At 74.1% G+C, this 23,628-nt stretch carries 22 protein-coding genes; 7 read left to right on the top strand and 15 right to left on the bottom strand.

The features are described 5' to 3' along the window. Positions 1 to 303 precede the first annotated feature (303 nt). The 3 genes from A0J59_RS19070 to A0J59_RS19060 are packed head-to-tail and all read right to left on the bottom strand — an operon-like array spanning position 304 to position 2,389. Complete coding sequence (locus A0J59_RS19070; RefSeq protein ID WP_172820088.1) at positions 304 to 1,131, bottom strand: maleylpyruvate isomerase family mycothiol-dependent enzyme; 828 nt, start codon at positions 1,129 to 1,131, stop codon at positions 304 to 306. After that, positions 1,128 to 1,817, bottom strand: coding sequence for a pyridoxal 5'-phosphate synthase (locus tag A0J59_RS19065; protein WP_064317140.1), 690 nt, complete (start codon positions 1,815 to 1,817; stop codon positions 1,128 to 1,130). Before A0J59_RS19065 ends, A0J59_RS19070 begins: the two co-directional genes overlap by 4 nt. After that, a complete protein-coding gene (locus A0J59_RS19060) occupies positions 1,814 to 2,389 on the bottom strand; it encodes a TetR/AcrR family transcriptional regulator (RefSeq protein WP_064317139.1) in 576 nt (191 codons plus the stop codon). The genes A0J59_RS19065 and A0J59_RS19060 overlap by 4 nt, the downstream gene beginning before the upstream one ends. Before the next feature lie 94 nt (positions 2,390 to 2,483). Between A0J59_RS19060 and A0J59_RS19055 the strand changes: the two genes are divergently transcribed. Beyond that, the gene (locus tag A0J59_RS19055) at positions 2,484 to 3,911 is read left to right on the top strand and encodes an MFS transporter (protein WP_064317138.1); all 1,428 of its coding nucleotides are present in this window, start codon (positions 2,484 to 2,486) and stop codon (positions 3,909 to 3,911) included. Between the two features lie 13 nt (positions 3,912 to 3,924). Here the strand turns inward: A0J59_RS19055 and A0J59_RS19050 are convergent, their stop codons facing one another. The 8 genes from A0J59_RS19050 to A0J59_RS19010 all read right to left on the bottom strand — a co-directional run bounded on the left by A0J59_RS19050 (position 3,925) and on the right by A0J59_RS19010 (position 14,179). Beyond that, complete coding sequence (locus A0J59_RS19050) at positions 3,925 to 5,103, bottom strand: aminopeptidase P family protein (RefSeq protein WP_064317137.1); 1,179 nt, start codon at positions 5,101 to 5,103, stop codon at positions 3,925 to 3,927. 583 nt (positions 5,104 to 5,686) lie between these two features. Next, positions 5,687 to 6,622 (bottom strand): NADP-dependent oxidoreductase, encoded by a 936-nt coding sequence (locus A0J59_RS19040; RefSeq protein WP_047233713.1) that lies wholly within the window; start codon positions 6,620 to 6,622, stop codon positions 5,687 to 5,689. A 102-nt stretch (positions 6,623 to 6,724) separates the two neighbouring features. After that, positions 6,725 to 7,132, bottom strand: a complete 408-nt coding sequence (locus A0J59_RS19035) for a VOC family protein (RefSeq protein WP_047233714.1) — start codon at positions 7,130 to 7,132, stop codon at positions 6,725 to 6,727. 129 nt (positions 7,133 to 7,261) lie between these two features. Further along, on the bottom strand, positions 7,262 to 8,509 hold the full coding sequence (locus A0J59_RS19030; RefSeq protein WP_064317136.1) for an amidohydrolase: 1,248 nt from the start codon (positions 8,507 to 8,509) through the stop codon (positions 7,262 to 7,264). Next, the gene (locus A0J59_RS19025; RefSeq protein WP_255365352.1) at positions 8,506 to 9,525 is read right to left on the bottom strand and encodes a YncE family protein; all 1,020 of its coding nucleotides are present in this window, start codon (positions 9,523 to 9,525) and stop codon (positions 8,506 to 8,508) included. Before A0J59_RS19025 ends, A0J59_RS19030 begins: the two co-directional genes overlap by 4 nt. A 518-nt stretch (positions 9,526 to 10,043) precedes the next feature. Continuing rightward, positions 10,044 to 10,799, bottom strand: a complete 756-nt coding sequence (locus A0J59_RS19020) for a trans-aconitate 2-methyltransferase (protein WP_064317134.1) — start codon at positions 10,797 to 10,799, stop codon at positions 10,044 to 10,046. Between the two features lie 96 nt (positions 10,800 to 10,895). Continuing rightward, complete coding sequence (locus A0J59_RS19015) at positions 10,896 to 11,405, bottom strand: nitroreductase/quinone reductase family protein (protein ID WP_064317133.1); 510 nt, start codon at positions 11,403 to 11,405, stop codon at positions 10,896 to 10,898. An 83-nt stretch (positions 11,406 to 11,488) separates the two neighbouring features. Beyond that, positions 11,489 to 14,179 carry an ATP-dependent DNA ligase gene (locus A0J59_RS19010; RefSeq protein WP_064317132.1) on the bottom strand — a complete coding sequence of 897 codons (2,691 nt, stop codon included), beginning with the start codon at positions 14,177 to 14,179 and terminating at the stop codon, positions 11,489 to 11,491. Positions 14,180 to 14,433: 254 nt separating this feature from the next. Between A0J59_RS19010 and A0J59_RS19005 the strand changes: the two genes are divergently transcribed. Beyond that, complete coding sequence (locus A0J59_RS19005; RefSeq protein ID WP_082380068.1) at positions 14,434 to 15,132, top strand: GTP pyrophosphokinase family protein; 699 nt, start codon at positions 14,434 to 14,436, stop codon at positions 15,130 to 15,132. A 48-nt stretch (positions 15,133 to 15,180) separates the two neighbouring features. On the opposite strand, the gene A0J59_RS19000 is transcribed toward A0J59_RS19005, so the two are convergent. Together A0J59_RS19000 and A0J59_RS18995 are read right to left on the bottom strand one after the other, a co-directional pair. Continuing rightward, positions 15,181 to 15,987 (bottom strand): ABC transporter permease, encoded by an 807-nt coding sequence (locus A0J59_RS19000; RefSeq protein WP_064317131.1) that lies wholly within the window; start codon positions 15,985 to 15,987, stop codon positions 15,181 to 15,183. Beyond that, complete coding sequence (locus A0J59_RS18995; protein WP_064317130.1) at positions 15,984 to 16,955, bottom strand: ABC transporter ATP-binding protein; 972 nt, start codon at positions 16,953 to 16,955, stop codon at positions 15,984 to 15,986. Before A0J59_RS18995 ends, A0J59_RS19000 begins: the two co-directional genes overlap by 4 nt. A 164-nt stretch (positions 16,956 to 17,119) precedes the next feature. Between A0J59_RS18995 and A0J59_RS18990 the strand changes: the two genes are divergently transcribed. After that, complete coding sequence (locus tag A0J59_RS18990) at positions 17,120 to 18,322, top strand: sensor histidine kinase (protein WP_064317129.1); 1,203 nt, start codon at positions 17,120 to 17,122, stop codon at positions 18,320 to 18,322. Then, a complete protein-coding gene (locus A0J59_RS18985) occupies positions 18,319 to 18,987 on the top strand; it encodes a response regulator transcription factor (protein ID WP_064317128.1) in 669 nt (222 codons plus the stop codon). Before A0J59_RS18990 ends, A0J59_RS18985 begins: the two co-directional genes overlap by 4 nt. Positions 18,988 to 18,993: 6 nt before the next feature. Here the strand turns inward: A0J59_RS18985 and A0J59_RS18980 are convergent, their stop codons facing one another. Next, the gene (locus A0J59_RS18980; protein WP_047233722.1) at positions 18,994 to 19,296 is read right to left on the bottom strand and encodes a DUF1905 domain-containing protein; all 303 of its coding nucleotides are present in this window, start codon (positions 19,294 to 19,296) and stop codon (positions 18,994 to 18,996) included. A 124-nt stretch (positions 19,297 to 19,420) separates the two neighbouring features. On the opposite strand from A0J59_RS18980, the gene A0J59_RS18975 reads away from it, so the two are divergent. The 3 genes from A0J59_RS18975 to A0J59_RS18965 all read left to right on the top strand — a co-directional run bounded on the left by A0J59_RS18975 (position 19,421) and on the right by A0J59_RS18965 (position 22,908). Continuing rightward, entirely contained in the window at positions 19,421 to 20,464 is a 1,044-nt protein-coding gene (locus tag A0J59_RS18975) for a Ku protein (protein WP_064317127.1), read from the top strand. Positions 20,465 to 20,586: 122 nt separating this feature from the next. Then, positions 20,587 to 21,039 carry a VOC family protein gene (locus A0J59_RS18970; protein ID WP_047233724.1) on the top strand — a complete coding sequence of 151 codons (453 nt, stop codon included), beginning with the start codon at positions 20,587 to 20,589 and terminating at the stop codon, positions 21,037 to 21,039. Positions 21,040 to 21,174: 135 nt separating this feature from the next. After that, positions 21,175 to 22,908: a hypothetical protein gene (locus A0J59_RS18965; RefSeq protein ID WP_064317126.1), complete on the top strand. Its 1,734-nt coding sequence runs from the start codon at positions 21,175 to 21,177 to the stop codon at positions 22,906 to 22,908. Between the two features lie 87 nt (positions 22,909 to 22,995). Here A0J59_RS18965 and A0J59_RS22580 read toward each other — a convergent pair whose 3' ends face one another. After that, positions 22,996 to 23,625 (bottom strand): TetR/AcrR family transcriptional regulator, encoded by a 630-nt coding sequence (locus A0J59_RS22580; RefSeq protein WP_156533188.1) that lies wholly within the window; start codon positions 23,623 to 23,625, stop codon positions 22,996 to 22,998. Positions 23,626 to 23,628: the final 3 nt, after the last annotated feature.

The following is a 23,628-nucleotide window of genomic DNA, read 5'->3' as shown; positions in this document are numbered from 1 at the left end:
GTAGAGCCGTGGTTCGTGTGCTCGACGGCGTGTGGCTGGTTTGGGTGGTCGGGGTGGGTGGTGGTGCCGCGTCTACCATCCGCCGCTCGTTCCTCGCGGCTCCCGCCAGGCCCGCCACGACGCGGCACCACCACCCACCCCGCCCTACGTCGTCTCGCCCTGTTCGTTGCTCACCCGGGCTACCACCCGCGGCGTCGGTTCGTCCGCGTCGTCGCCCGTACGTCGCCGCTGAGCCGCGCGCGGGCCCGCGCGCCTACCGTCGTTCTCCCTGGGCGGGCAGAGGTCTCTCGCGTGACTTGGGTTCTACCTCGGCGGAGAGTAGGGCGAGGGCCAGGGGCCGATCTGGGGGAGGGGCGTCGGTTCGCCGGCGCGGAAGGCGTCGGGCTCGGCGTCGGGGGTGCGGCCCGCGAGCCAGGCGGCGACGTCGGTCAGGCGACCCCGGACGACGACACCGGCTCGCGCGTCGAACCCGGGGTCGCTCCCCACGGGAGTCTCCGAGTGGGGACCTGTCCCGGGTTCGGCAGCGAGGCGAAGGCCGCCCGGGCCCACTCTGAGCAGGGTGGGCTCGTCGGCGAGCTCGACCAGGACGTCCTCCGGGAGGCGGACCCCGAGGAAGTCGAGGAGGTGGAGTCCGAGCGCGCGCGGCCAGGTGTCGAGGTCGAGCCCGGCGTCGAGGTCGACGGCGTGGATCCGGACCTCGCGCCACCACGCGACGAGCGCGTCCACGACGGTCCCGTCGCGGTAGGTGACGCGCGCGTCCCAGCCCGGCGAGCCGGCGGGGGGCCAGGCCGCGTCGAGACGCTCGGCGAGCGACTCGAGCGCGTGCGCGTGCTCCGCGACCGACCGGCGCGCGCCCGCCTGGATGCCGGCCTCCCGGCCGGCCGCTCCGCCGTCGTAGACCTCGACGAGCTCGCCGTGGGCGGCCCGCTCCGCCTGGCGGGCCATGGCCTCGCCGATCGCCGTGACGTGCGCGAGCACGTGGCTGCGCGACCAGCCGGGCAGGGCGGACGGGCCCGCGAGGCCGGCGTCGTCGAGGTCACGCGTCGCTGCGGTGACGGCGTCGAGGGCGGCGCGCGCGTCGCGACGCACCTCCTCGACGTCCGGCGCGACGGGTGCGGTGGGGTCGGTCACGGCCACAGGAGCTCCTTCGTCCAGGGATGAGGTGTCGCGGCTCCCGCTTCGGTCGACGCGGTGTAGCGCAGGCGGATCTGGCCGTCGGGCGAGGATGCCCAGAACTCGACGCTCGTCGGCTCGAGCGCGTACGACGTCCAGGCGTCGAGCACGAGCCCGGGCTGGGCGCGGACCTGCGCGAGCGCGGCGTCCCACGCGGCCCGGTAGGCGTCCGGTGACTCGAGCGGGGCGCTCTGCGGCCCGGCGAGCGCGGTGGCACGGGAGAAGTCGGAGCGGGCGAGGAAGTCGGCGGCCGACGCCTCGGGCCCGAGCGGGACGACCGGTCCGCGCACCCGGACCTGGCGACCGTGCTCGCGCCAGAAGAACGTCAGCGCGGCGTTCGGGTTCTGCGCGAGCGCGTCGCCCTTGGGCGAGTCGGCGCGCGTCGCGAAGACCCAGCCGTCGCCGTCGACGTCCTTGAGGATCAGCGTCCGTGCGTCGACCCGGCCGCTCGCGTCGGCGGTCGAGAGGGTCGCGGCGTGCGGCGCGGGCAGGCCGGCGCCGATCGCCTCTTCGAGCCAGCCGACGAAGAGCGTGCTCGGCTCCTCGGGCGCTGCGTCCACGTCGAGGCCGGGCAGGTCGGCACCGAACACCGGGAGCGCGCGCAGGCGCTCGCGCAGGGACGGGTAGTCGGGGGTGCCGGTCATACGTCCTCCAGCGGGTCGGCGGGGCGGGGGTCGAGCAGCGCGACGAACCCGCGCGCGGCGGCGGTCATCGCGTCGGGGTCGTCGAGGGCGCGCGCGAGGACGTACCCGCCCTGCACGATCGCGACGGCGGCGTGCGCGCGGTCGCGGGCCGCGTCGTCGGGCAGCCCGTCCTCCGTGAGGACGGCGGCGGCCAGGTCGACGAGGCCGCGGAAGTAGGCGCGGACCTCCGCGGCGAGCTCGGCGTCGTCCATGACGGCCTGGTCGCTCACGAGGCGCCCGACCTTGCACCCGGCGAGCGCGGGGCGCGGCCGCTCGAGGTAGCGGACCAGGCGCTCGACGGCGGACCCGCCCGCGTCGAGGTCGCGGTGCGCGGCGTCGAGGCCGGCCGTCGTCGTGGCGTGCACGGCGGCCGCGGCGAGGTCGTGCTTGGTGGGGAAGTGGTGGTAGAGGCTGCCCTGGCCCACGCCGCTCGCGGCGAGGACCTGGCGGGGGCTGGTCGCGCCGACGCCCTGGGCCCAGAACAGGTCCTGCGCGGCCGCGACGAGCCGCTCGCGGGCGTCGGTCGTCGTCATGCGACCCACCGTACCTACCTCTAGGTATGGTGTCGAGCCGCCGCCCGCGGACCACCACGCGTCACACGCCGCAGCCCCCCTCGGTCGGGACGGTATGAGAGTGCAGTCGTACGGTGGGTCGGTGACGGTGCAGCAACGGGTGCTGGTGGTCGCGGTCCTCGCGTCGTTCGTGTCGTTCCTGGACGGCTCGGTGGTCAACGTCGCGCTGCCCGCGATCTCCGCCGAGCTGACGACCGGGCCGGTCACGGGCCTCGCCTTGCAGCAGTGGGTCGTCGACGCCTACATGATCACGCTCGGCGCCCTCATCCTCCTGGCAGGCTCGCTGTCCGACGTGCACGGTCGGCGCCGGATCATGGCGATCGGCCTCGTCGGCTTCGCGGCGACGTCGGTCGCGTGCGCGCTCGCACCCGACGGGCTGTTCCTCGTCGTCGCGCGCGGGCTTCAGGGCGTCGCGGGCGCGCTGCTCGTGCCGAGCTCGCTCGCCATGATCATCTCGACGTTCGACGGCGAGCGGCAGTCGCGCGCCATCGGCTCCTGGACCGCGTGGACCAGCACCGCGTCGCTCGTGGGGCCGCTGCTCGGCGGGATCCTCATCGACACCATCTCGTGGCGCTGGGTGTTCTGGATCAACGTGCTCCCCGTCGCGGTGACGCTGTGGCTGCTGCGCGGGGTGCCGCGGTCGGCGGCGGAGGAGCCGGGCGCCGGGACGACCCGCCGCATCGACGTCGCCGGGGCGACGCTCGCCGCCGTCGGGCTCGCCGGGACGGTGTTCGCGCTCATCGAGCAGGGCCGGTTCGGCTGGGCGAGCCCGGTCGTGTGGGGGCCCTGCCTCGTCGGCGTGGCGTGCCTCGTCGTGTTCGTGTGGTGGGAGCGGCGCGCGCCCGACCCCATGCTCCCGCCACGGCTCTTCCGGGTGCGCAACTTCGCGTGGGGCAACCTCGCGACCGCCGCGATCTACGGTGCGCTCTACTTCGGCGGGTTCGTCGTCACGCTGTTCCTCCAGCAGGTCGGCGGGTACAGCGCCACCGCCGCCGGGCTCGCGCAGCTCCCCGTGACCCTCGTGCTCCTCGCGCTGTCCACGCGGTTCGGGGCGCTCGCGGGCCGGTACGGCCCGCGCCTGTTCATGACGGTCGGGCCGATCATCGGGGGCGCGGGCTACCTGCTGCTCCTCACCACGACCGACGACGCCGTCTACGTCACCCAGGTCCTCCCGGGCCTCCTGCTCTTCGGCCTCGGCCTCGCGATGACGGTGGCGCCGCTGACGTCCGCGATCCTCGGCTCGATCCCCGCGTCAGACGCCGGCATCGGCTCGGCGGTGAACAACGCCGTGTCGCGCGTGGCGGGGCTCGTCGTCATCGCGTTCGCGGGCGTGATCGTCGGCGGTGTGCTCGACCTCGACGGCTTCCACCGCTCGCTCGTCGTCACCGCCGCGCTGCTCGTCCTGGGCGGCGTGCTGAGCTGGGTCGGTATCCGCAACGAGAAGGTGCGCGCGACCGCGGACGCCGTGTCCGGGGACCGCTGAACGACCGCGCCCCCTACCGCACCGTCTGAAGGTCGTGCGTCGAGGTGTTGAGGCGGCGCGCGCCGTCGGGCACGTCGGGCGGGAACGCGACGACGATGTCCTCGATCCGCACGCCGAACCGTCCGGGCAGGTAGATGCCCGGCTCGACGGAGAAGCACATGCCGGGCTCGATCGGGCGGTCCTCGCCCTCGACCATGTACGGCGGCTCGTGGGTCGTCGTGCCGATGCCGTGCCCGGTGCGGTGCACGAAGTACTCGCCGTAGCCCGCGTCGGCGATGACGGCGCGTGCGGCGCGGTCGACGTCCTGGCACGTCGCGCCCGGGCGGACGGCGTCGACCCCGGCCTGCTGGGCGCGGCGCACGACGTCGTAGACCTCGCGCTGCTGTGCGGCGAGCGCGTCGTCGGTGCCGCCCTCGACGAGGACCGTACGCGTCGTGTCGGAGCCGTACCCGTCACGCAGCCCGCCGAAGTCGAGCACGACGAGGTCGCCCGGCTCGATGACGCGGTCGCCCGCGTCGTGGTGCGGGTCGGCGCCGTTCGGCCCGGCGCACACGAGCGTGAAGTCGACCTGCTCGTGCCCGTGCTCGCGCAGGAACCGGTCCAGGTCGGCAGCGACGTCCCGCTCCCGCCGGCCGGCGAACGCGACCTCGCGGATCTGGGCGAAGGCCGCGTCGGCGGCGGCACCCGCCGCGGCGAGGCGCTCGACCTCCTGCGCGTCCTTGACGGCGCGCAGGGTCGGGACGGCGTCGGTGAACGCGGTGAACCGCGCGTCCGGGAGCGCCCGCTGGAGCCCGAGCACGTGCAGCGCCCACGTGGAGTCCGAGACGGCGTAGGTGCCGGTCCCCTCGAGGAGCCGCGCCGCGGCGGCGTGCTCGTCGTCACCGTCGCGCCAGGTCACGACGTCGAGCCCGTCCGCGCCCGGGGCGGCGACCAGGTCGCCCCGCTCGAGCAGCGGCACGACGACGGACGCGCCACCCCCTGCTGCCGCCCCGTCCGCGGGGATCGAGAGCAGCGTGAGGCGCTCGGTGTCCGGCGGCGCGTAGCCGGTGAAGTAGGCGAGGTCGGGCCCGGGCGAGACGAGGAGCCCCGCCAGGCCGGCCTCGCGGGCGTGCGCGGCCGCGCGCTCCCGGCGGGCGGCGTAGACCTCGGGGCCGAACGCGGCCCCCGGACGTGCGGCGTCGGTGCTGCTCATGGTGACAGCGTGGCACCGCTCACCCGCGAGATCGACCCGAACGGCCCGACGTCGGCCCTCCGAGGGTCGATCTCGGACGTGCGGGTCGATCTCGCGGCGCGCAGGGGAGTGGCAGGGTGGGTGCATGACCGACGTGCGCAACCTTTTCACCGCCCTCGACGCGTTCGACGGGCACTGGCAGCCGCACCGTGTCGCGAGCCTCAACGACGAGGACGTCAAGGTGGTCAAGGTGCTCGGCGAGTTCGTCTGGCACGACCACCCCGAGACCGACGAGCTGTTCCTCGTGCTCGCGGGCGAGCTGACGATCGACCTGCGGGAGGACGGCGTCGAGCGGGCGGTCGTGCTGGGGCCGCACGACCTGTTCGTCGTGCCGCGCGGCGTCGAGCCGACCGCGGGCCGCCGTCGAGACGTCCGCGGTGCTCGTCGAGCGCCGGGGGACGGTGAACACGGGGGACGCGGGCGGCGACCTGACGTCGCCGCTGCGCGAGCTGCCGGACGCCTGACGACGGCGAGATCGACCCGAGCGTCCGAGATCGACCCTCGGTGGGCCGACCTCGGGACGCTCGGGTCGATCTCGCGCGGCTCAGACCCGGACGACGACCTTCCCGCGCACGTGGCCCGACTGGCTCGCGCGGTGGGCGTCGGCGGCGTCGGCGAGGTCGAACACCTCCGCGACCTCAGGACGCAGCAGGCCCTCGTCGCCGAGGCGCGCGAGCTCCGCGAGGTCCGCCGCGTCGGGGCGCACCCACACGTAGTGCCCGCCGAGCTCGTCGCGGGCGCGGGCGTCCGTGATCGAGGCGACCGTGCCGCCGTCGCGCAGGACCTGGGGCACCGAGTCGAGCGCGTCGCCGCCCACGTAGTCGAGGACGACCTCGACGCCCTCCGGCGCGAGCGCCCGGACGCGGTCCGCGAGCCCGTCGCCGTACGTGACCGGCTCGGCGCCGAGCGAGCGGAGGAAGTCGTGGTTGCGCTCCGACGCCGTGCCGATCACGCGTGCGCCGAGGGCCCGCGCGATCTGGACGGCGAACGACCCCACGCCGCCGGCCGCGGCGTGCACGAGCACCGTCTGCCCCTCGGCGACGCCTGCGCGCCGGATCGTCTGGTACGCCGTCAGACCCGCGAGCGGCACCGCGGCCGCCTCCTCGAACGACCACGCGGCGGGCTTGCGCGCGAGCGTGCGCACCGGCGCCGCGACGAGCTCCGCGAACGTCCCGCCCGAGACCTCGCCGCCGATCACGTCCTTGCGCACGTAGCCGTACACCTCGTCGCCCACCTGGAGCTCGGGGGTGTCCAGCCCGACGCGCTCGACGACGCCCGCGACGTCCCACCCGGGGACGACGGGGAAGGCCACGTCCATGATCTGGTCGAGGTAGCCCTCGCGGACCTTCCAGTCCACCGGGTTGACGCTCGCGGCGCGCACACGCACGAGCACGGAGTCGGGCCCGACCTTGGGGGTCGGGAGGTCGGTCGTCTCGAGGACGTCGGGGCCGCCGTAGCGGGAGTAGGTGATGGCTCGCATGACGGCGGCAACGGCACGCGCGCCCGCTCGATTCCCGGTCTGCCGGGGGAGAGGCGCGGGTCACACCGGTGCGCACGCCCGTCGCGTCGTCCCTCAGGGCGGTCAGCCCTCGAACGCCGTCGGGTCCATGAAGAGGACCTCCCACTGGTGGCCGTCGAGGTCGGCGAAGCTCCGCGAGTACATGAACCCGCCCTCCTCCTGCGGGTCCTTGACCGCGGTGGCGCCGGCGGCGAACGCCGCGTCGGCGAGCCGGTCGACCTCGGCCCGGCTGTCGACGCTCAGCGCGTTGATGACCTCGGTCGTCGCGGTCGCGTCGGCGACGGACTTGTTCGTGAACTGCTTCGCGAACTCCTCGGTGAGGAGCATGACGTAGATCGTGTCGCTGATGACGATCGAGGAGGCGTTCTCGTCCGTGAACTGCTCGTTCACCGAGTACCCGAGCGCCGTGTAGAACGCCTTGGAGGCGTCGAGGTCCTTGACGGGCAGGTTGACGAAGATCTGCGTGCTCATGAGTGCGCCTCCGGCATCGTGGGCGGTTCGCCCGGTACGTGGTGTCGTGGGGGTAGACGACCGGTCCCTCATGAACTCATCGCCCGGCCGCGCACGAGTCGCGGCCGGGCGACGGAGCGCCGCGGCGCCTCAGGCGAGCACGTCGCCGTCGCGCGCGACGACCCGGCCGGCCGCGACGACGAGCGCGCGGCGCGGGGCGCGCACGACGGCGTCGGGCACGTTCTCGGCGTCGACGAGCACGACGTCCGCGGGGGCCCCGACGACGAGGTCGTGCACGTCGCGGCCGACGAAGCGCGCGGCGTCGGACGTCGCGATGCGCGCCGCGGTGGCGAGCTCCTCGTCGTACCGGAAGCGCGACAGGCGCGCGAGCTGCGTCGTGAGGGCGAGGAGGTCCCCGGTCCCGTACGGGGACCACAGGTCGCGGATCCCGTCCGTGCCGAGCCCGACGGCGACGCCCGCGGCACGCAGCGCGTGCACGGGCAGGGGCGCGGCGCCGATCGGCGCGACGGTCGTCATGGTGATGCCGGCCTCGCCCATCGCGGCGACGAGGTCCGCCTGGCGCGACGCCGGGACGTCGCCGACCGCGAAGCCGTGCGCGACGTTGACCTTGCCCTGGAGCCCCGCGCGCAGCGTGCGGTCGATCATGAGCTCGACCTGGAACGCGCCGAGGTCGCCGCCGTCGTGCAGGTGCACGTCGATGCCGACGCCGCGGCGCTCCGCGATCGCGAAGAGCCCGTCGAGCTGGCCGACCGGGTCGCGGTCGATCGACGCGGGGTCGAGCCCACCGATGTGCTCGGCCCCCGCGGCCGCGGCCGCGTCGAGCAGGTCCAGCACCCCGGGACGGCGCAGCACGCCGTCCTGCGGGAACGCGACGATCTCGGCGTGCACGGCGCCGCCGAGCGCCGCGAGCGCCTCGCGCACGACCTCGATGCCGCGCAGGCCCAGGCCGAGGTCGACGTCCACGTGGGTGCGGATCGCCGTCGTGCCGTGGCGCACGAACTCGCGCAGCACGGCGAGGGTGACGTCGACGCCGGGGATGCCGAGCTCGTCGCGGTGCGCGCGCTCGTGCGCGATGCGGCCCTGCGTCGTCGCCTCGCCCCCGTAGCTGACCCACGGCTTGCCCCACCAGCTCTTGTCCACGTGCGCGTGGGCGTTGACGAGACCGGGCAGCGCGAGCAGGCCGCGGCCGTCGACGACGCCGGCCGCGCCACCCGTCGGCGAGCCGGCCGGCGTGCCCGACGGCGCCGCGACGGCGGGGTCGTGCGGCGTCACCGCGGCGATGCGCCCGTCGGCGACGTGCAGGTCGACCCGCTCGCCGCCCCAGGGGCGGACGTCGCGCAGGACGGTGACGGTCTCGGGGGCGTTCGGGCTGGTCATGCGGCGGGTCCTTCCGGGAGCGGGACGACGACCTGGGGCCGTCCGGGGATCTGGATCTCGTACGTGGCGAGGGTGTCGAGGTCGACGACGGTCGCGCCGTCCCACGCCTCGGCCTGCGTGTAGCCGCCGGCGAGCACCGCGCTCAGGCCTCCGGTCGCGGGGTCGGTCCACGTGGTCGCGGTCTCGTGCCGGCGCGTCAGCGGCGCGACCTGCTCGGCCCCGGTCGCGGGGTCGAGCACCGTCACGTTCGGTCCGCCCGCGGCGTTGCCGAACGGGCCGTTGCCCACGACGACGACGCGACCGTCGGGAGTGCGCGCGACGCCGTGCTGGTGGCTGTCCGCCGCGGAGGGCACGCTCGTCGCCGTGCCGGTGGCCGGGTCGAGGCGGACCAGCACGCGGCCCTGGTAGGGGAGCAGGAGGGAGCCGTCGTCGTCGAGCACGGCGTAGTGCGGCTTCTCGAACGACGCGAGCCCGCCCTCGGTGCCGAACGGCGCGACCTCGATGCGCCGCGCCTCGAACGTCGTGGTGTCGACGACGTGCACGGAGAACTCGTCGTGGTCGACGGTGTAGACCTCGCTGCCGTCGGCCGCGACGAGCACGTCGAACGGACGCAGGCCCACGGGCGTGCTCGCGAGCACCTCGCGCGACGCGACGTCGATCGTCTCGAGCGTCGACGAGTCGCCGCGGTGGACGGCCACGTAGACGCGGGTGCCGTCGGGCGACACCGCGATGCCCATGCCGCCGCGGCGGTACTCGCCGAACCCGACCCGGGCGGGCGTGTCCCGGTAGGGGATCAGGTCGACGCGCTCGCGCGTGGCGAGGTCGACGACCGCGACCCCCTGCGCCGTCGAGACGTACGCGCGCATCGTCGGGGCGTGCACGGCGACGCCCCACGGCGCTGCCCCGACCTCGATGCGGTCGACGACGGCGCTGCCCTCGCGGATCGTCGGGTCGACGACGGCGAGCCCGTCGGACTCCGCCTCGGTCGCGAGCAGGTAGCGCGCGGGCGCCTCCACCGGCTCCTCGGGGGCCGCGGGCACGGTGGTCGGGGCCGGTTCGGGTTCCGTGGCTGAAGGCGGCGCGACGTCCGGAGCTGGAGCGGACGGGGCAGGGTCGCCCGCGGCGCCGGGTGAGCAGGCGGCGAGCAATGCGACCACAGCGGCCGTCGCCCATGCCGCGACGACGTGCCGGGTGCGGCGCGTGCGGCGCCTCAGGGGCACGGCGCCACCTGGAGAGGAGAGGGGAGCCATCCCAAAATGGTATACCAACGTCCCTGATCGTCCTCTCGACCCCGAAGTGGCTCCGCGCCCCGGCGCGTGCCCACCGTGTTGGTCGAGAGCCTCTGTCCGAGGCCCAGGGAATCACGAGCTCGCGCCCACAGAAGATGGCGCACCCTTGACGTCGTCGTCGGGGCCGGACCGGGTGGGCTGCCGTGATCTGGTCTCAGCGGGCGGCGTCCCCCGACCAGCCGCAGCGCACGGTTGGTTCGTGCCAGCGACGTCGATCTCCCGGGGCGCGGAGTGCTGGGTGTGCGTTACGCGGGACCGGCCCCGCGGACCGGTGCGCAGACGATCAACCAGGACGTGTAGTGCTCGACCACGCGCCCCCCGAGGTCCGCCACGGCGGCCGCGACCTCGTCGACCTCGCCCCGCGTCCAGTCGCTGAACGTGCTGAAGAGTCGGTGCGCCTGCTCTGCGTCCAGCGTGACGCTCCAGCGGTACTCGCCGACGTCCTCGACGCTGAACAGCCCAGAGGCGGTCAGCAGCGCTGTGGTCGCGCCGAGGTCCTCCGGGTCCCCGGCGCGAGGCGGCCGGCTCCGCCGCGCGACGATCTGCGCGACCCGGTCACGGAACGGGGTGTGCACCGCCGTGGGATCGCCGAAGACGTGCCGCCAGACGAGGAACCGCCCCTCTGGCACCAGAGCCCGGTGGAGCCGGGGCAGGAGTACGTCGAGGTCCATCCAGTGGATCGAGGTCGCCGCGACCGCCAGGTCGAACGCGGCTCGGCCGAGCTCGGCCTCCTCGGCGCGGCCGACGACCACCTCAGCCGTCGGGTACCGGGCCGCGAGCACGGTGGCCAGCCGCGTGCCCGGTTCGACGGCGACCACGTCGACTCCCTGCGCGAGCAGCGGCCCGGTCGCTTCCCCGGTGCCCGCGCCGAGGTCGACCGCTCGTCGGCCCGGCGCGGCCAATCCTGTCCGACGCACCCGATCCCAGAGCTCGGCCGGATACGGCGGACGCGCGGACCCGTACGCGTCTGCGAGCGTGTTGAAGTGCATCGGGTCTGCCATGGCTCGACCATAGGACCGCGGTGGCGGCGCGAGCGGGACGGCTGACAGTGGTCCGGTGACCGTCGAGGACGGGAGGGTACGTCGGTCGGGCGCCGACTACGCGCCGTCGCCGGCCGGCACCTCTGCGGCCCGGGGCTCCAGCACGACGACCGCCGTCTCGGTCGGGCGGCGCGCGGCGAAACCGTCCAGCGCGTGGTCGAACGTGCGCCACCGCTCCCAGAGCCGGGCGCGCTCTGCTCCCTGGGCCGCCCGGCCGTGCACGGCACGCGTCTCGCCGTGCAGCTCGACGGTCGTGTCGGGGTGCGCCTGGAGGTTGAGCCACCACGCGGGCTCGGGCGCGGCCCAGCCGTTCATCGCGAGCGTGACGAGGTTCGGGCCGTCCTCGAAGTACCCGACGATCACGTCGTGCTCGCGGCCGGTGCGTCGCCCGACCGTGCGGAGCAGGAGCGTCCCCCACTTCTCGGGCTGCGGGCGCCACAGGCCGCGCCGGTGCCCGGTGACCCGGTAGTAGGCGCGGTGCACGACCCAGGCCGTGCGGACGAACCAGCGCGGCGGGAGTCGCGGCGGACGCTCGGGGGCGGGAGGTGCGGAGGAGGTGTCGGTCATGGTCACCGTCCTGCGTCGGAGGGAAGCCGAGGAACCTCGACGCAGCAACGGTCCCGCGGGCCGGGGGGCGCGTCAACGGTCCGTCACCGGTCGAGCGTCGCGGGCTCCTCGCGCACGACGTCGGACGGCGACTTGTCGCGCCGCCACCCCTTCCACACGGGGTGCCGCAGCTTGCCGAACGGGATGTCGTCGCCCTCGCCCTCGCCGGGCCCCGTCCACTCGGCGTAGACGACCTCGGCGACCCGACGCGGCGACACCCAGCGCGCGTCCCGCGCGTCCTCGCGGGGCACTCCTGTCGCGGGAGACGTCGTGCGCTCGATCCGGCCGAGCTCGGCGACGAGGTCGCGTCGTTCCGCGTCCGTGAAGCCCGACCCGACGCGGCCCACGTAGACCAGCCGGTCGCCGTCGGGCACGGCGAGCAGCAGCGACCCGACGAGGTGCGCCCGGTCGCCGTGCCCCGGCCGCCACCCCACGACGACGACCTCCTGCGACTGCGCGTGCTTGAGCTTGAGCCACAGCGCCGAGCGGCGGCCGGACGAGTAGGTGCCGTCGCGCCGCTTGGCGACGACGCCCTCCAGGCCGAGCCGCCTCGACGTCTCCATCGCCGCGTCGAGGTCGCCGTCGAACGCGGGTGGCACGTGGACCGGTGCGCGCGCGTCGCCCAGCACGTCCTCGAGCACCTCGCGCCGCTCGTCGTACGGGCGCTTGGCGAGCGACCGGCCCCCGGTCTCCAGGAGGTCGAACAGCATGAGGTCGACCGTGACCTTGCGCCGGGCCGCCGCGACGTCCCCCGGCTTGGCGATGTTCGCGCGCTGCTGGAGGCGCCGGAAGCTCGGCCGCCCTCGCGCGTCGAGCGCGACGATCTCGCCGTCCAGCACGACCGGCAGCGCCTCAGCCGGGACCTGCTCGGCGAGAGCCTGGAGCTCCGGGTACGTCACCGTCATGTCCTTGCCCGAGCGGCTCACGAGCCGCACCTGCCCGTGCGACACGTGCGCGAGCGTCCGGAACCCGTCCCACTTCATCTCGAACGCCCAGCCGTCGTCGTCGTGCAGGTCGCCTGCCGACGCGGGCGACGCGAGCATGGGTCGCCAGTCCGTCCGGGCCGGCGTTGGCTCGGCGTGGTCGTGGTCGTGGTCGGGTTGGGTGGCGGGTGGGGCGCTCGCGCCGGGTCTACCATCCACGCCTCGTTCCTCGGCGCTCCCGCCAGGCCCGCCACGACCCGGCGCGAGCGCCCCACCCGCCTTCTTCGTCTCGCCCTGGTCGCGGCCTCCCGCGGACGCCGCCCCCGAGGTGCCGCCGCGCGGGGCCATGAGGTGGATGAGCCAGTTGTCCTCGTCGCGGCCGTCGCGGCCGCCCGTGTGGATGAGCGCGAGGCGGCGCGTGCCGTGCTGCTCGCCGTGGAGGGTGACGATGACCTCCGTGCCGTCCCGCCACTTCTCCAGCTCGTACGTGCCGGCGTCCCAGATGGTCACCTCGCCCGCGCCGTACTCGCCCTTCGGGATCGTTCCCTCGAACGCCCCGTACGCGAGCGGGTGGTCCTCCGTCTGGACGGCGAGGTGGTTCTTCTTCGGGTCGGTCGGCTCGCCGCGGGGCAGCGCCCAGCTCACGAGGACGCCGTCGTGCTCGAGCCGGAAGTCCCAGTGCAGGCGCCTGGCGTGGTGCTCCTGGATGACGAAGCTGTTGCCCTCGCTCGCCGGTGGTGCCTCGTCCGGGACGGGCTCGGGCGTCCGCGCGGCGTCGCGCATCGAGCGGTAGCGGTGCAGGCGGTCGGGTCGATCGTCGTCCCCGGACCCGGAGGCGTCCGCGCCGGCGTCGCCCGACGTCGCAGCGCCCTTGCGCTCGAACGTCGCCATGCGCTCGGGCGTGGGCTCGAGCGCGGCGAGGTGGCCCAGGGTGAGCGCGGCGAGGGGGTCGCCGATCGTCCGCACGCGCTCGACGACCTCGTCGGCGTCGAGGTGGCGGAGACCCGGGTCGTCGAGCTCCTCCCACGTGCGGGGGGCGGCGACGGTCGGGTGCTCGCGCCCCCGCAGGGAGTACGGTGCGATCGTCGTCTTGTTGCCGTTGTTCTGGCTCCAGTCGACGAGCACCTTGCCGCCGCGCAGCGACTTCTTCATGTCGCTCACGACGAGGTCGGGGTGCTCGGCCTCGAGGTAGCGCGCGAGCTCGTGCGCGACGTCGGACACGGCCGCGGCGTCCTGCTTGCCGTCGAGCGCGGCGTACAGGTGGATGCCCTTGGAGCCGCTCGTCACGGGCTGGGGGTCGAGCCCCATGCCCTGGAGGATCGTCCGGGCCAGGCGTGCGACCTCCGCGCACTCGGGCAGCCCGGCCCCCGGGCCGGGGTCGAGGTCGAGGACGAGCCGGTCGGGGTTGAGGTGGACCCCGGTGCGGCCGAACTGCCACTGCGGCACGTGCAGCTCGAGCGACGCCGTCTGGCCGAGCCACGTGAGCGTCGCCAGGTCGTCCACGAGCACGTAGTCGTTCGCGCTGCTCTTGTGCTGGATGCGGCGCGTGCGGACCCACGACGGCACGCCCTGGCCCGCGTTCTTCTGGAAGAAGACCTGGCCCTCGACGCCGTCGGGCCAGCGCTTGCGCGTCGCGGGCCGGTGGGCGCAGTGGGGGAGCATGACGTCGGCGACGGCCGCGAGGTAGGCGAGGACGTCCGCCTTGGTCGTCCCGGTGGCGGGGTAGAGGACCTTGTCGAGGTTCGTGAGCCGCAGGCGGTGGCCACCGACGTTCACCGTCTCGCCCGCGCCGCGGCTCGATGTGGTGGCCATGGGCCCATCGTGGCGCGCACGGGGCGGCGCCGCCCGCGGGGCGGGACCGGACGAGGGACCAAGGGCCCTGTCCGCGGGCCGTCGCGGGAACTTCCCGGCGTCCCCGACCGTGCACACTGGAGGAGGCGGTCCGACCATCCGGGGAGACCGCCGGACGAGGCCGCACCGAGAGGACCACCGTGACGCACCTGACGACCGACGACGTCCCGCCCTCCGGGGAGATCCGTCCGCGGGTGCGCGAGTTCCGCCGGCTGATGATGACGTACAAGTTCGGCATCGACGAGGTGATGACCAAGATCACCGTCCTGCGCGACGAGTTCCGGCACATCCACGACTACAACCCCATCGAGCACCTCGGCTCGCGCCTGAAGTCGATCGACTCGATCTTCGCCAAGGCGCAGCGCAAGGGGATCCCGCTCACCCCGGAGGGCGTGCAGGAGAACATGTTCGACGTCGCGGGCGTGCGCGTGACGTGCAGCTTCGTCTCCGACATCTACCGCGTGCGCGACATGCTCGTCGGCCAGCGCGACCTCACCGTGCTCGAGGAGCGCGACTACATCGCGCACCCCAAGGGCAACGGCTACAAGAGCCTGCACCTCATCGTGAAGGTACCGGTCTTCCTCTCGGACCGGGTCGAGGACGTCGTCGTGGAGATCCAGCTCCGCACCATCGCCATGGACTTCTGGGCGAGCCTCGAGCACAAGATCTATTACAAGTACCAGCGCGACGTGCCCCAGCACCTCACCGACGCCCTCAAGCTCGCGGCCGACGTCGCGGCGACCCTCGACACGACGATGGAGCGCATCCACGACGAGGTCCGCGAGCTGGACGGCGAGGCCGAGCCCGTCGAGACCGCGGACGCGCTCGTGTCGCCGCGCGAGATGGTCGAGAACTTCATGAGAACGGTGCAGGTCGCCGACGAGGCCTTCCACGAGCGTCGCCACGACGGCTGACGCCGCCCGCCCGAGGGGCGAGCGGCGACCGCCGGCGGCGGGGCCAGATCAGGTCCAGCGGAACCAGCGCGCCGCGCCGGCGGCGCCCACCGCGACCGCGACGCCGAGCGCGACGAGGTGCGCGGCCGCCACGGGCTGCCCCGCCCACGCGTCGCCGAGCGCCTGCACCGCGGCGCCGAAGGGGAGCAGCTCCCCGACGCGCGCGACCGGCTCGGGAAGGTTCGACACGTCGCCGAACATGCCCCCGGTCGCCCCGAACGCGAAGAACGCGACGAGACCGAGCGCGAGCGCGGCGTTCGGGGTCGGCGCGACGGCGGCCACGAGCATCCCGACCGCGTACATCGCCGCCGACGCCAGGGCGAGCACGCAGAGCGCGACCCCGGGGGACGCCGGGAGCCGCGCGTCGAACGCGACCGTCGCGACGACGAGGGCGAGCGCGACACCCCCCGCGGTCTGGGCGACGCTCACCACGACCTGCGCGACGAGCACCATCGCGGGCGACGCGGGCGTGACGGACAGGCGCTTGAGGACGCCGGACCGCCGGTAAAAGGCGAGGAAGCTCGGCATGTTGATGACGCCGATGATGCCGACGACGATCGCGAGCACGACCGGGATCACGAAGACGTCGAACGCCGTCCTTCCCCCCGAGCCCGGGAGGACCATCGTCGTGGCGTCGCTGACGCCGTACATGACGAGGATCAGCACGGGCATGCCGAACGGCATGACGAGCCCGGCGGTGTCGCGCGCGACCATCCGCGCCTCGGCGCCGACCAGGGCGGCCCACGCGCGCGGCCCGGGCCTGCTCGGCGCGCGCCGCCCGGACGGCGTCGTGACGGCGGGGACGGTGGTGGTCATGCGGCCTCCTCGGTCGGGGCGGTCGTCGCGCGGGGCCCGCCCGACGGGTCGTCGGTGAGCGGGCGTCCCGTCAGCGCGAGGAACGCGTCGTCGAGCGTCGCGCGCTCGAGCCGGGTCTCCGTCGCGACGACGCCGGCCCGCACGAGCGCGGTGCTCACCTCCTGGAGCAGGTCACCGTGCCCGGTCACCACGACCTGGTCGCCGCGGACCGCGACGTCCTCCACGCCGGGGACGCGGTCCAGGAGCACCGGCGGGAGCGGCTGCGCGACGCGGAAGCGCACGCGCTGGTCGAGCCCGGCGCACGCGACCAACCCGGCCGGGGTGTCGTGCGCGACGACGCGACCGCTCTCGAGGAGCGTCACGCGGTCGCACAGCCGCTCGACCTCCTCCATGAGGTGCGAGACGAGGAGCACGGTCGCGCCGCCGTCGCGCAGGTCCTCGACGACGCCCCACACCTGGCGGCGCGCCTGCGGGTCGAGCCCGGTCGTGAGCTCGTCGAGGATCACGACGCGAGGGTCCCCGACGAGCGCGAGCACGATCGCGACGCGCTGCTGCTGGCCCCCCGAGAGCCGCTCGTAGCGCACGTCGCGCTGCTCCTCGAGACCCAGGGTCGCGACGAGCTCGTCGGGGTCGCGGCCCGCGCCGTAGAACGTGCGGTAGAGGTGCGCGAGCTCGCGCACCGTCAGCGCGCCGTGCAGGAACCCCGACTGGAGCTGCACCCCCAGCACCTGGCGCACCGCGGCGCGGTCCGTGAACGGGTCGAGGCCGAGCACGCGCACGGACCCGTGGTCGGGGCGGCGCACGCCCGCGACTATCTCGACCGTGGTCGTCTTGCCCGCCCCGTTGGGGCCGAGGATGCCCAGGACCTCGCCCTCGACGGCGACGAGGCCGACGTCGTCCACCGCCGTCGTCGACCCGCCCTTGCGGCGGTAGCGCTTCGTGAGGTTCCGTGCGTCGACGGCGTCCATGTCGTCCTCCTGCTCGTCCGGGGGAGCCGGTCCGGGCGGTCCCGGCCCGGTGCTCCCTCGACGCTAGGGATCGGGGTGACCGGCCCGCGCGTGCCGGTCGTCACCGACCGCGCCCATGACTTCCGGCACGTCGCGCGCGGCCGGCGGGTCCGTAGGGTGGAGGGATGCGACGGACCGACCCGGAGGTGTGGGCGGGCGTCGCGATGCTCGTCGTCATCCTCGGCATCGGGGCGCTCGTCCCGATCGCCGCGCCCGGCGCCCTGACGGTCCCCGTCGTGGCCTGGCTCGCGGTGTTCGCGGCGTTCGTCCTGGTCACCGTGGGTATCGTCCTCGGGTCCGGGTACGCGACGCCCCGCGCGCACACGCTGCTCGGCGCGCAGGTCGTGCTCGTCGCGACGCTCGTGCTCACGGCCCCCGGCGCGGGCTGGCTCCCGATCCTGCTCGTCGTCGTCGCGGCGCTGAGCGTGTACGTCGTCCCGGTGCCCGTCGTGGCCGTCGTCGTCGCCGTGAACGTCGTCGTCGTGGGGGTCGCGTCCGGCCTGCGCGGCTCCGTCACCGACGCCCTGCTCACCGCGACGATCTACCTGCTGCTCCAGGTCGCGAGCGTCGGCTCGACCCTCGCGCTCCAGCGCGAGCGGCGCATGCGCGAGCAGCTCGCCGTCGCGCACGTCGAGCTGCGGGCCGCGGCCGTGCTGCGGGACGAGTCGACGCGCTCCGAGGAGCGCCTGCGGATCGCGCGCGAGCTGCACGACGTGCTCGGCCACCAGCTCACCGTGCTCGCGCTCGAGCTCGAGACGGCGAGCCACCAGGACGGCGAGCGGGCCCGCGAGCACGTGGTGCGGGCCAAGGACGTCGCGCGCGAGCTGCTCGGCGACGTGCGCGCGACCGTCGGCGAGCTGCGGCGGCAGGCCCCGAGCCTGGAGGAGTCGCTCGGCTCGCTCGTCGAGCGGGTGACCGTGCCGCGCGTGCGGATCGCCGTCGACGACGACGTCACGGTCGACGAGGAGCAGACGGTCGTGCTCGTGCGCGTGGTCCAGGAGGCGCTGACCAACGCGATCCGGCACGCCGAGGCCACCGTGCTCGACGTCGCCGTCACCGCCGAGGAGGGCCGGGTGCGGCTCGTCGCGCAGGACGACGGGTGGGGCGCCGCCCGCGTGGAGCCGGGCAACGGCCTGCGGGGGATCGAGGAACGGGTCCGGGCCGCCGGCGGCACCGTCCGCCTCGACGGGCGGAGCGGGTTCCGGGTCGAGGTCGAGCTCGCCCCCGAGCACAGGGCTGCCCTCACCGAGCCCCGCCGCGCCGGGGGAGACGCTCGAGCGATCCCGCGGGGCACCGCCCCCGTGCGGCCGACGGTGCCGGGCGCATGAGCGACGCCGCGGTGCGCGTCCTGCTCGTCGACGACCAGACCCTCGTGCGGCAGGGGATCCGCAGCCTCCTCGAGCTCGCGCCCGACGTCGACGTCGTCGCCGAGGCCGAGGACGGGATGGCGGCGCTCGCGGCCGTGCGCGAGCACGAGCCCGACGTCGTGCTGCTCGACCTGCGGATGCCGCGCCACGACGGGATCTGGGCGCTCGAGGCGATGAGCGAGAGCGGGTACGACGTCCCCGTGCTCGTGCTCACGACCTTCGACGACGACGCGCTCGTGTTCCGCGCCCTGCGGGCGGGAGCCCGGGGGTACCTGCTCAAGGACGTGACGCTCGAGCAGCTCACCGGCGCGGTCCGCACGCTCGCCTCCGGCGGCACGCTCGTGCAGCCGTCGATCACCGACCGCCTCCTGCGGGCGGTGCGGGCCGGGACGGTCCCCGCCGACGACCTGGACGACGGGGTCGGTCCGGTGCAGGAGCTGACCGAGCGTGAGCTCGAGGTGCTCCGCCTCGTCGCGGCGGGGTTCTCCAACCGCGAGATCGCGCACGCGCTCTTCCTGGCCGAGGGGACGGTGAAGAACCACGTGTCGACCGTGCTGCTCAAGCTGGGGACGCGCGACCGCACGCGGGCCGTCCTGCGTGCGCTGCACGTCGGCCTGCTCGGCTGACGCCCGTCAGAGCAGGGTCTCGACGCCGATCGTCACCCGGTCGCCGACGTCGACGCCCTCGGCGCGGCGGACCGCGGCCTTGATGGGGACGACGAACGTCTTGCGCTGCGCGTCGGGGAACACCGACGTCGACCAGCGCTGCGCGCCGAGTGTCACCTCGACCTTGACCGAACCGAACCCCGCGGGCGGCAGCGGGAGCTCCGCGATCTCGTCGCTCACGTCCTCCGGCAGCGCGGCGAACACCCAGCTGTCGGTGCGCGCCTCCCACCGCCACAGCTCTGCCTCGAACTCGAACCTCGTCCCCGCCACCCGACCATGGTGCCGCGGGCCACCCACACGCGCGGCGTCGTCGGGCCGCCCGCGGGCGTCGCCCGCACGCGAACCAGCGCCGCCAGCCCTCGCGGGCAGGCGCGCGGGGCGCCACCATGGACGGATGAGGGCCATCTGGAAGGGCGCCATCACGTTCGGCCTCGTCAACGTCCCCGTCAAGGTCTACTCCGCGACGGAGGACCACGACGTGCCGCTGCACCAGGTCCACGACAAGGACGGCGGGCGCATCCGCTACCGGCGCGTGTGCGAGATCGACGGCGAGGTCGTGCCCTACGAGCACATCGACAAGGCGTACGACGACGGCGAGCGCACCGTCGTGCTCACGAGCGAGGACTTCGCCGCGCTCCCCGCCGAGCGCAGCCGCGAGATCGAGGTCGTCGAGTTCGTCCCGAGCGAGCAGATCGACCCGCTGCTGCTCGACCGCAGCTACTACCTGGAGCCCGACTCCAAGTCCAACAAGGCGTACGTGCTCATGCGGCGCACGCTCGAGGAGACCGACCGCACGGCGATCGTGAAGTTCGCGCTGCGCCAGCGCACCCGGCTCGCCGCGATGCGCGTGCGCGACGACGTGCTCGTGCTCCAGACGCTGCTCTGGGCGGACGAGGTGCGCGAGGCCGCGTTCCCCTCGCTCGACGACGAGGCGAAGGTGACCGACAAGGAGCTCGCCATGTCGGCGCAGCTCGTCGCGAGCTTCGAGGCCGACTTCACGCCCGAGGAGTACGAGGACGACTACCAGGCGCAGCTCCGCCAGCTCATCGAGGCCAAGCTCGAGCAGGGCGACGCGCTCGACACCGCGGAGACCTTCGGCGAGCAGCCGGAGGAGGGCGAGGGCGCCGAGGTCATCGACCTCATGGAGGCCCTGCGCAAGTCCGTCGCGTCGTCGAAGAGCAGCCGAGCGAGCGGGTCGGGGTCGTCCGGCGAGTCGACGGCGAAGGGCGGCTCGGGCCGCAAGGCCGCCTCGTCGTCGGGCAAGAGCTCCTCGGGCTCCCGGGCGAAGAGCACGGGGACCAAGGACGAGGGGTCGAAGCCCGCCGCCAAGAAGACCTCGAGCCGCTCGTCGTCGAAGGAGAAGACGACGGCGAAGACGACGGCGAAGACGACGGCGAAGACGACGGCGAGGACGACGCGGAAGAAGGCGTCCGCGTAGGGTCGCGACCCTGCTCCCGGCGCCGCTCCGCGCCGTGCGATGAGTTCGGTGCCCGGCGCGCGTCGGAACGGTGAGGACGGTGGTCCGGCCGCCCGTGAGACCTGCGACGAACGGAGACGACGATGCGCGCGATCGTGCCGAGCCTGTGGTTCGACGGCAACCTCGAGGAGGCCATCACCTTCTACTCGAGCGTCTTCCCCGACGCGAAGGTCGGCGACGTGTTCCGCCAGCCCGACGGCACGGCGGTGTCGGCGGACTTCGAGCTCGCCGGGCACCGGTTCGCGGCCATCAACGGCGGCCCGCAGTTCCCGTTCACCGAGGCGGTGTCGTTCGTCGTCGAGTGCGAGTCGCAGGACGAGGTCGACGAGTACTGGGCCGCGCTCACCGACGGCGGCCAGGAGTCGCAGTGCGGCTGGCTCAAGGACCGGTTCGGGCTGTCGTGGCAGGTGGTCCCCGTGGAGTTCCTCGCGATGCTGCAGGACCCGGACCCCGCCCGCGTCCAGCGCGTCGTCGACGTGATGATGACGCAGGCCAAGCTCGACCTGGGACCGTTGCGGGCCGCCTACGACGGCTGACCCGACGCCAGGCAGCGGTGCAGCCGCACAGGTGATCTGCGGGGGATGTCCAGACCGTGCCCAGGTCTGGTTGAATGCGCTCGTCATCTCCGCCGACGGCCCGCGCCGTCCTCTCGTGAAGGACCACGACACCGAGTGAAGAAGCTCCTTGCCGGCACCGTGGGGACGGTGCTGGCCCTCGGCGGGCTGGGCGTCGCCACCGCGACCCCCGCAGCCGCCGCTACCCAGTTCGTGCAGCCGTCCTGCAACTCTCTCTACGTCAGCCTCGAGGACTACCCGGAGGGGACCTCCGTCGTCGTGGTCCTCGACGGGGAGACGGTCGAGAGCACGACGTTCGACACCTCGTACTTCTTCTGGCGCGACCTCGACTTCTCGACCCCGCACGACTGGAGCGTCGAGGTCGACGCCCCGGACGGTGCAGAGGGGGACCTTTCGGACGGCGGGACCACCACGCCGTGCGAGACCAACCCGAACACCTCCGCGTGGACGGACGCCTCCTGCGGGGAGATTGCTGCGAGCGTCACCGAGTACCCCGTCGGCTCGCGCGTCGTGACCACGGTCGACGGGACCGTTCGCGCCGACGACGTGTTCGACGGCTCCTACTGGAACCTGTGGTCGCTCGACTGGCGGTCGTCGCACGACTGGTCCGTCGTGCTCGACGCTTCCGACGACACGCTCGACCGGACGTGGTCGGGAACCACCGAACCCTGCCGGTTCGACCCCAGTCTGCGCGTCTACGTCAACGCCCAGTGCGACGCGTTGACGGTCTCCGTCGAGGGGTACCCGGTGGGCACGGCGGTCACGGTGCGCGCGGGGGACGACGTCGTCGGCGAGGGCGCGATCGACGAGAGCGGGTACTTCTGGGGCCAGTGGGCAATCGACGGCTCGTCGGCGACGTCGTGGACGGTCGAGATCGACGCTGCCGACGACGCGATCGACCGGGTCGAGACCGGGTCTTCCGACCCCTGCTGGGTGCCGCCGACCACGGTCGAGCCCGTGTCGCCCGAGGTGGTGACGGACTGCTCGGCCACGCCGGACGACGTCGTGCTGCCCGAGGACACCGAAGCGATCACGTACACGCGCACGCACGCCGGCATCGTCGCCACGGCGTCCCCGGGGTACGAGCTTCCCTTCTGGTTCGACCAGTGGCAGACGCACGGTGACGGCCAGCTCCGTCTCGGCTGGTACTCCGTCGTCCAGCCCCGCTGCGACCTGGAGAACGTCACGGTCGAGCCCGTCTGCCAGGACGGTGTGCCGTACGTGGACATCTCGGTGGCAGCTCCGGTGGGCGCCACGGACGACAACTCGACCTTCTACATCGAGTGGGAGGGCCCAGGAGGTCCGTACGAGGTCGTCTACGGCGATGCCGGATTCGGGCACCCGTGGACGACTCGGGTGCCATGGCCGGGCTTCATCACGAACGACGACGGGACCGTCTCGCCGACGAACGACCCGACGTGGAAGCTCGACGACATCGATCTGAGGCTCGGGGCCTCGGTCTGGGTCGACGGCACGTCGTACTCGCGTTACCACGATGCTGTCTGGGAAGACGCGCCGACGGCCGACCCCTGCGCCGACGACCCCGGGCCGCACTTCTCCGTCGACGTGAGCCAGCGCTGGATCGCGGGCAAGTTCTACCTCGCGGTGCGCGTGCTCAACGAGGGTGACAGCACCGCCGACGTGAGCGTCGTGACACCGTTCGGCCGCAAGCACTTCCCGCGCGTCGCGGCAGGGGCGAGCGCGTACCAGGCGTTCGCCGTGCGGACGACGGAGCCGGTCGAGGGCCAGGTGGACGTCTCCTTCACCGCCGACGTCGGTGGCGAGCCGGTGACGCGGGAGCGTGCCGTCCCGTTCTGGCTCGGCGGATAGCCACGAGCCGCACCCGAGAACCGGAGGCCCGGTGGCGCGTCGACAGACGTGCCGCCGGGCCTTCCGGTGTGCCGGGACGGTGCCGGGTCAGACTGTCGGCCCGCGCCGCAGCGCGACCAGCTCGCCGATGAGCTGGAGGAGGTCGTCGACGTCGTCGCCCGGGCGCGGGCCGCGGAAGGCGAGGTCCTCGCCCGCGGCGTCCGCGGCGTCGTCGGCCTCGGAGACGCCACCGGTGACGCGCCCGAGCACGTCGCTGCTCAGCGCGGCGTGCGCGTAGAGCCCGTCGCTGAGCAGGACGATCGCGCGCGCGACGACGGGGTCGTCGACCTCGTCGAGGACGGCGCGCGTCCAGGCGTCGTGCGCGCCGTCGAGCGCGGCGCGGGCGCGCGGGTACGACCCCTGTGCCAGGCGCGAGACGGCGAGGTAGACGAGCTCGAACTCGGTGTCGACGAGCGTCGAGGTGCGGATGAGGTAGTCGACGGCGCCCGCGGGCGCGGCACGCATCGTCTCGACGTCGGCGGCGGTCAGCTCGCGCAGGTGCTCGGTGAGGCCGTCGGCGAGCGCGTCCTTGGAGCCGAAGTGGTAGAGGAGCCCGCCCTTGGACACTCCGGCGCGCTCGGCGACGGCCTCGAGCGTGGCGGCGCGCTCGCCCTGCTCGACGAGGAGGGACGCGAACGCGCGCAGGACCTTGGCGCGGGCGGCGGGGGGCGGCGGCATGGT

This window comes from Cellulosimicrobium sp. I38E, from assembly GCF_001647255.1.
Lineage (GTDB): Bacteria > Actinomycetota > Actinomycetes > Actinomycetales > Cellulomonadaceae > Cellulosimicrobium > Cellulosimicrobium cellulans_E.
Note: the sequence above shows the minus strand (reverse complement) of the source record. Positions and strands in the feature narration are given on the sequence as shown.

Coding starts and splice junctions, on each gene's coding strand:
- A0J59_RS18990 (WP_064317129.1), top strand. CDS start 17,120: ATGCGACGGACCGACCCGGAGGTGTGGGCGGGCGTCGCGATGCTCGTC.
- A0J59_RS19020 (WP_064317134.1), bottom strand. CDS start 10,799: ATGGCAGACCCGATGCACTTCAACACGCTCGCAGACGCGTACGGGTCC.
- A0J59_RS19055 (WP_064317138.1), top strand. CDS start 2,484: ATGAGAGTGCAGTCGTACGGTGGGTCGGTGACGGTGCAGCAACGGGTG.
- A0J59_RS18975 (WP_064317127.1), top strand. CDS start 19,421: ATGAGGGCCATCTGGAAGGGCGCCATCACGTTCGGCCTCGTCAACGTC.
- A0J59_RS22580 (WP_156533188.1), bottom strand. CDS start 23,625: ATGCCGCCGCCCCCCGCCGCCCGCGCCAAGGTCCTGCGCGCGTTCGCG.
- A0J59_RS19000 (WP_064317131.1), bottom strand. CDS start 15,987: ATGACCACCACCGTCCCCGCCGTCACGACGCCGTCCGGGCGGCGCGCG.
- A0J59_RS19010 (WP_064317132.1), bottom strand. CDS start 14,179: ATGGCCACCACATCGAGCCGCGGCGCGGGCGAGACGGTGAACGTCGGT.
- A0J59_RS19015 (WP_064317133.1), bottom strand. CDS start 11,405: ATGACCGACACCTCCTCCGCACCTCCCGCCCCCGAGCGTCCGCCGCGA.
- A0J59_RS19060 (WP_064317139.1), bottom strand. CDS start 2,389: ATGACGACGACCGACGCCCGCGAGCGGCTCGTCGCGGCCGCGCAGGAC.
- A0J59_RS19035 (WP_047233714.1), bottom strand. CDS start 7,132: ATGAGCACGCAGATCTTCGTCAACCTGCCCGTCAAGGACCTCGACGCC.
- A0J59_RS18970 (WP_047233724.1), top strand. CDS start 20,587: ATGCGCGCGATCGTGCCGAGCCTGTGGTTCGACGGCAACCTCGAGGAG.
- A0J59_RS19050 (WP_064317137.1), bottom strand. CDS start 5,103: ATGAGCAGCACCGACGCCGCACGTCCGGGGGCCGCGTTCGGCCCCGAG.
- A0J59_RS19030 (WP_064317136.1), bottom strand. CDS start 8,509: ATGACCAGCCCGAACGCCCCCGAGACCGTCACCGTCCTGCGCGACGTC.
- A0J59_RS18995 (WP_064317130.1), bottom strand. CDS start 16,955: ATGGACGCCGTCGACGCACGGAACCTCACGAAGCGCTACCGCCGCAAG.
- A0J59_RS19065 (WP_064317140.1), bottom strand. CDS start 1,817: ATGACCGGCACCCCCGACTACCCGTCCCTGCGCGAGCGCCTGCGCGCG.
- A0J59_RS19005 (WP_082380068.1), top strand. CDS start 14,434: ATGATGACGTACAAGTTCGGCATCGACGAGGTGATGACCAAGATCACC.
- A0J59_RS19040 (WP_047233713.1), bottom strand. CDS start 6,622: ATGCGAGCCATCACCTACTCCCGCTACGGCGGCCCCGACGTCCTCGAG.
- A0J59_RS18985 (WP_064317128.1), top strand. CDS start 18,319: ATGAGCGACGCCGCGGTGCGCGTCCTGCTCGTCGACGACCAGACCCTC.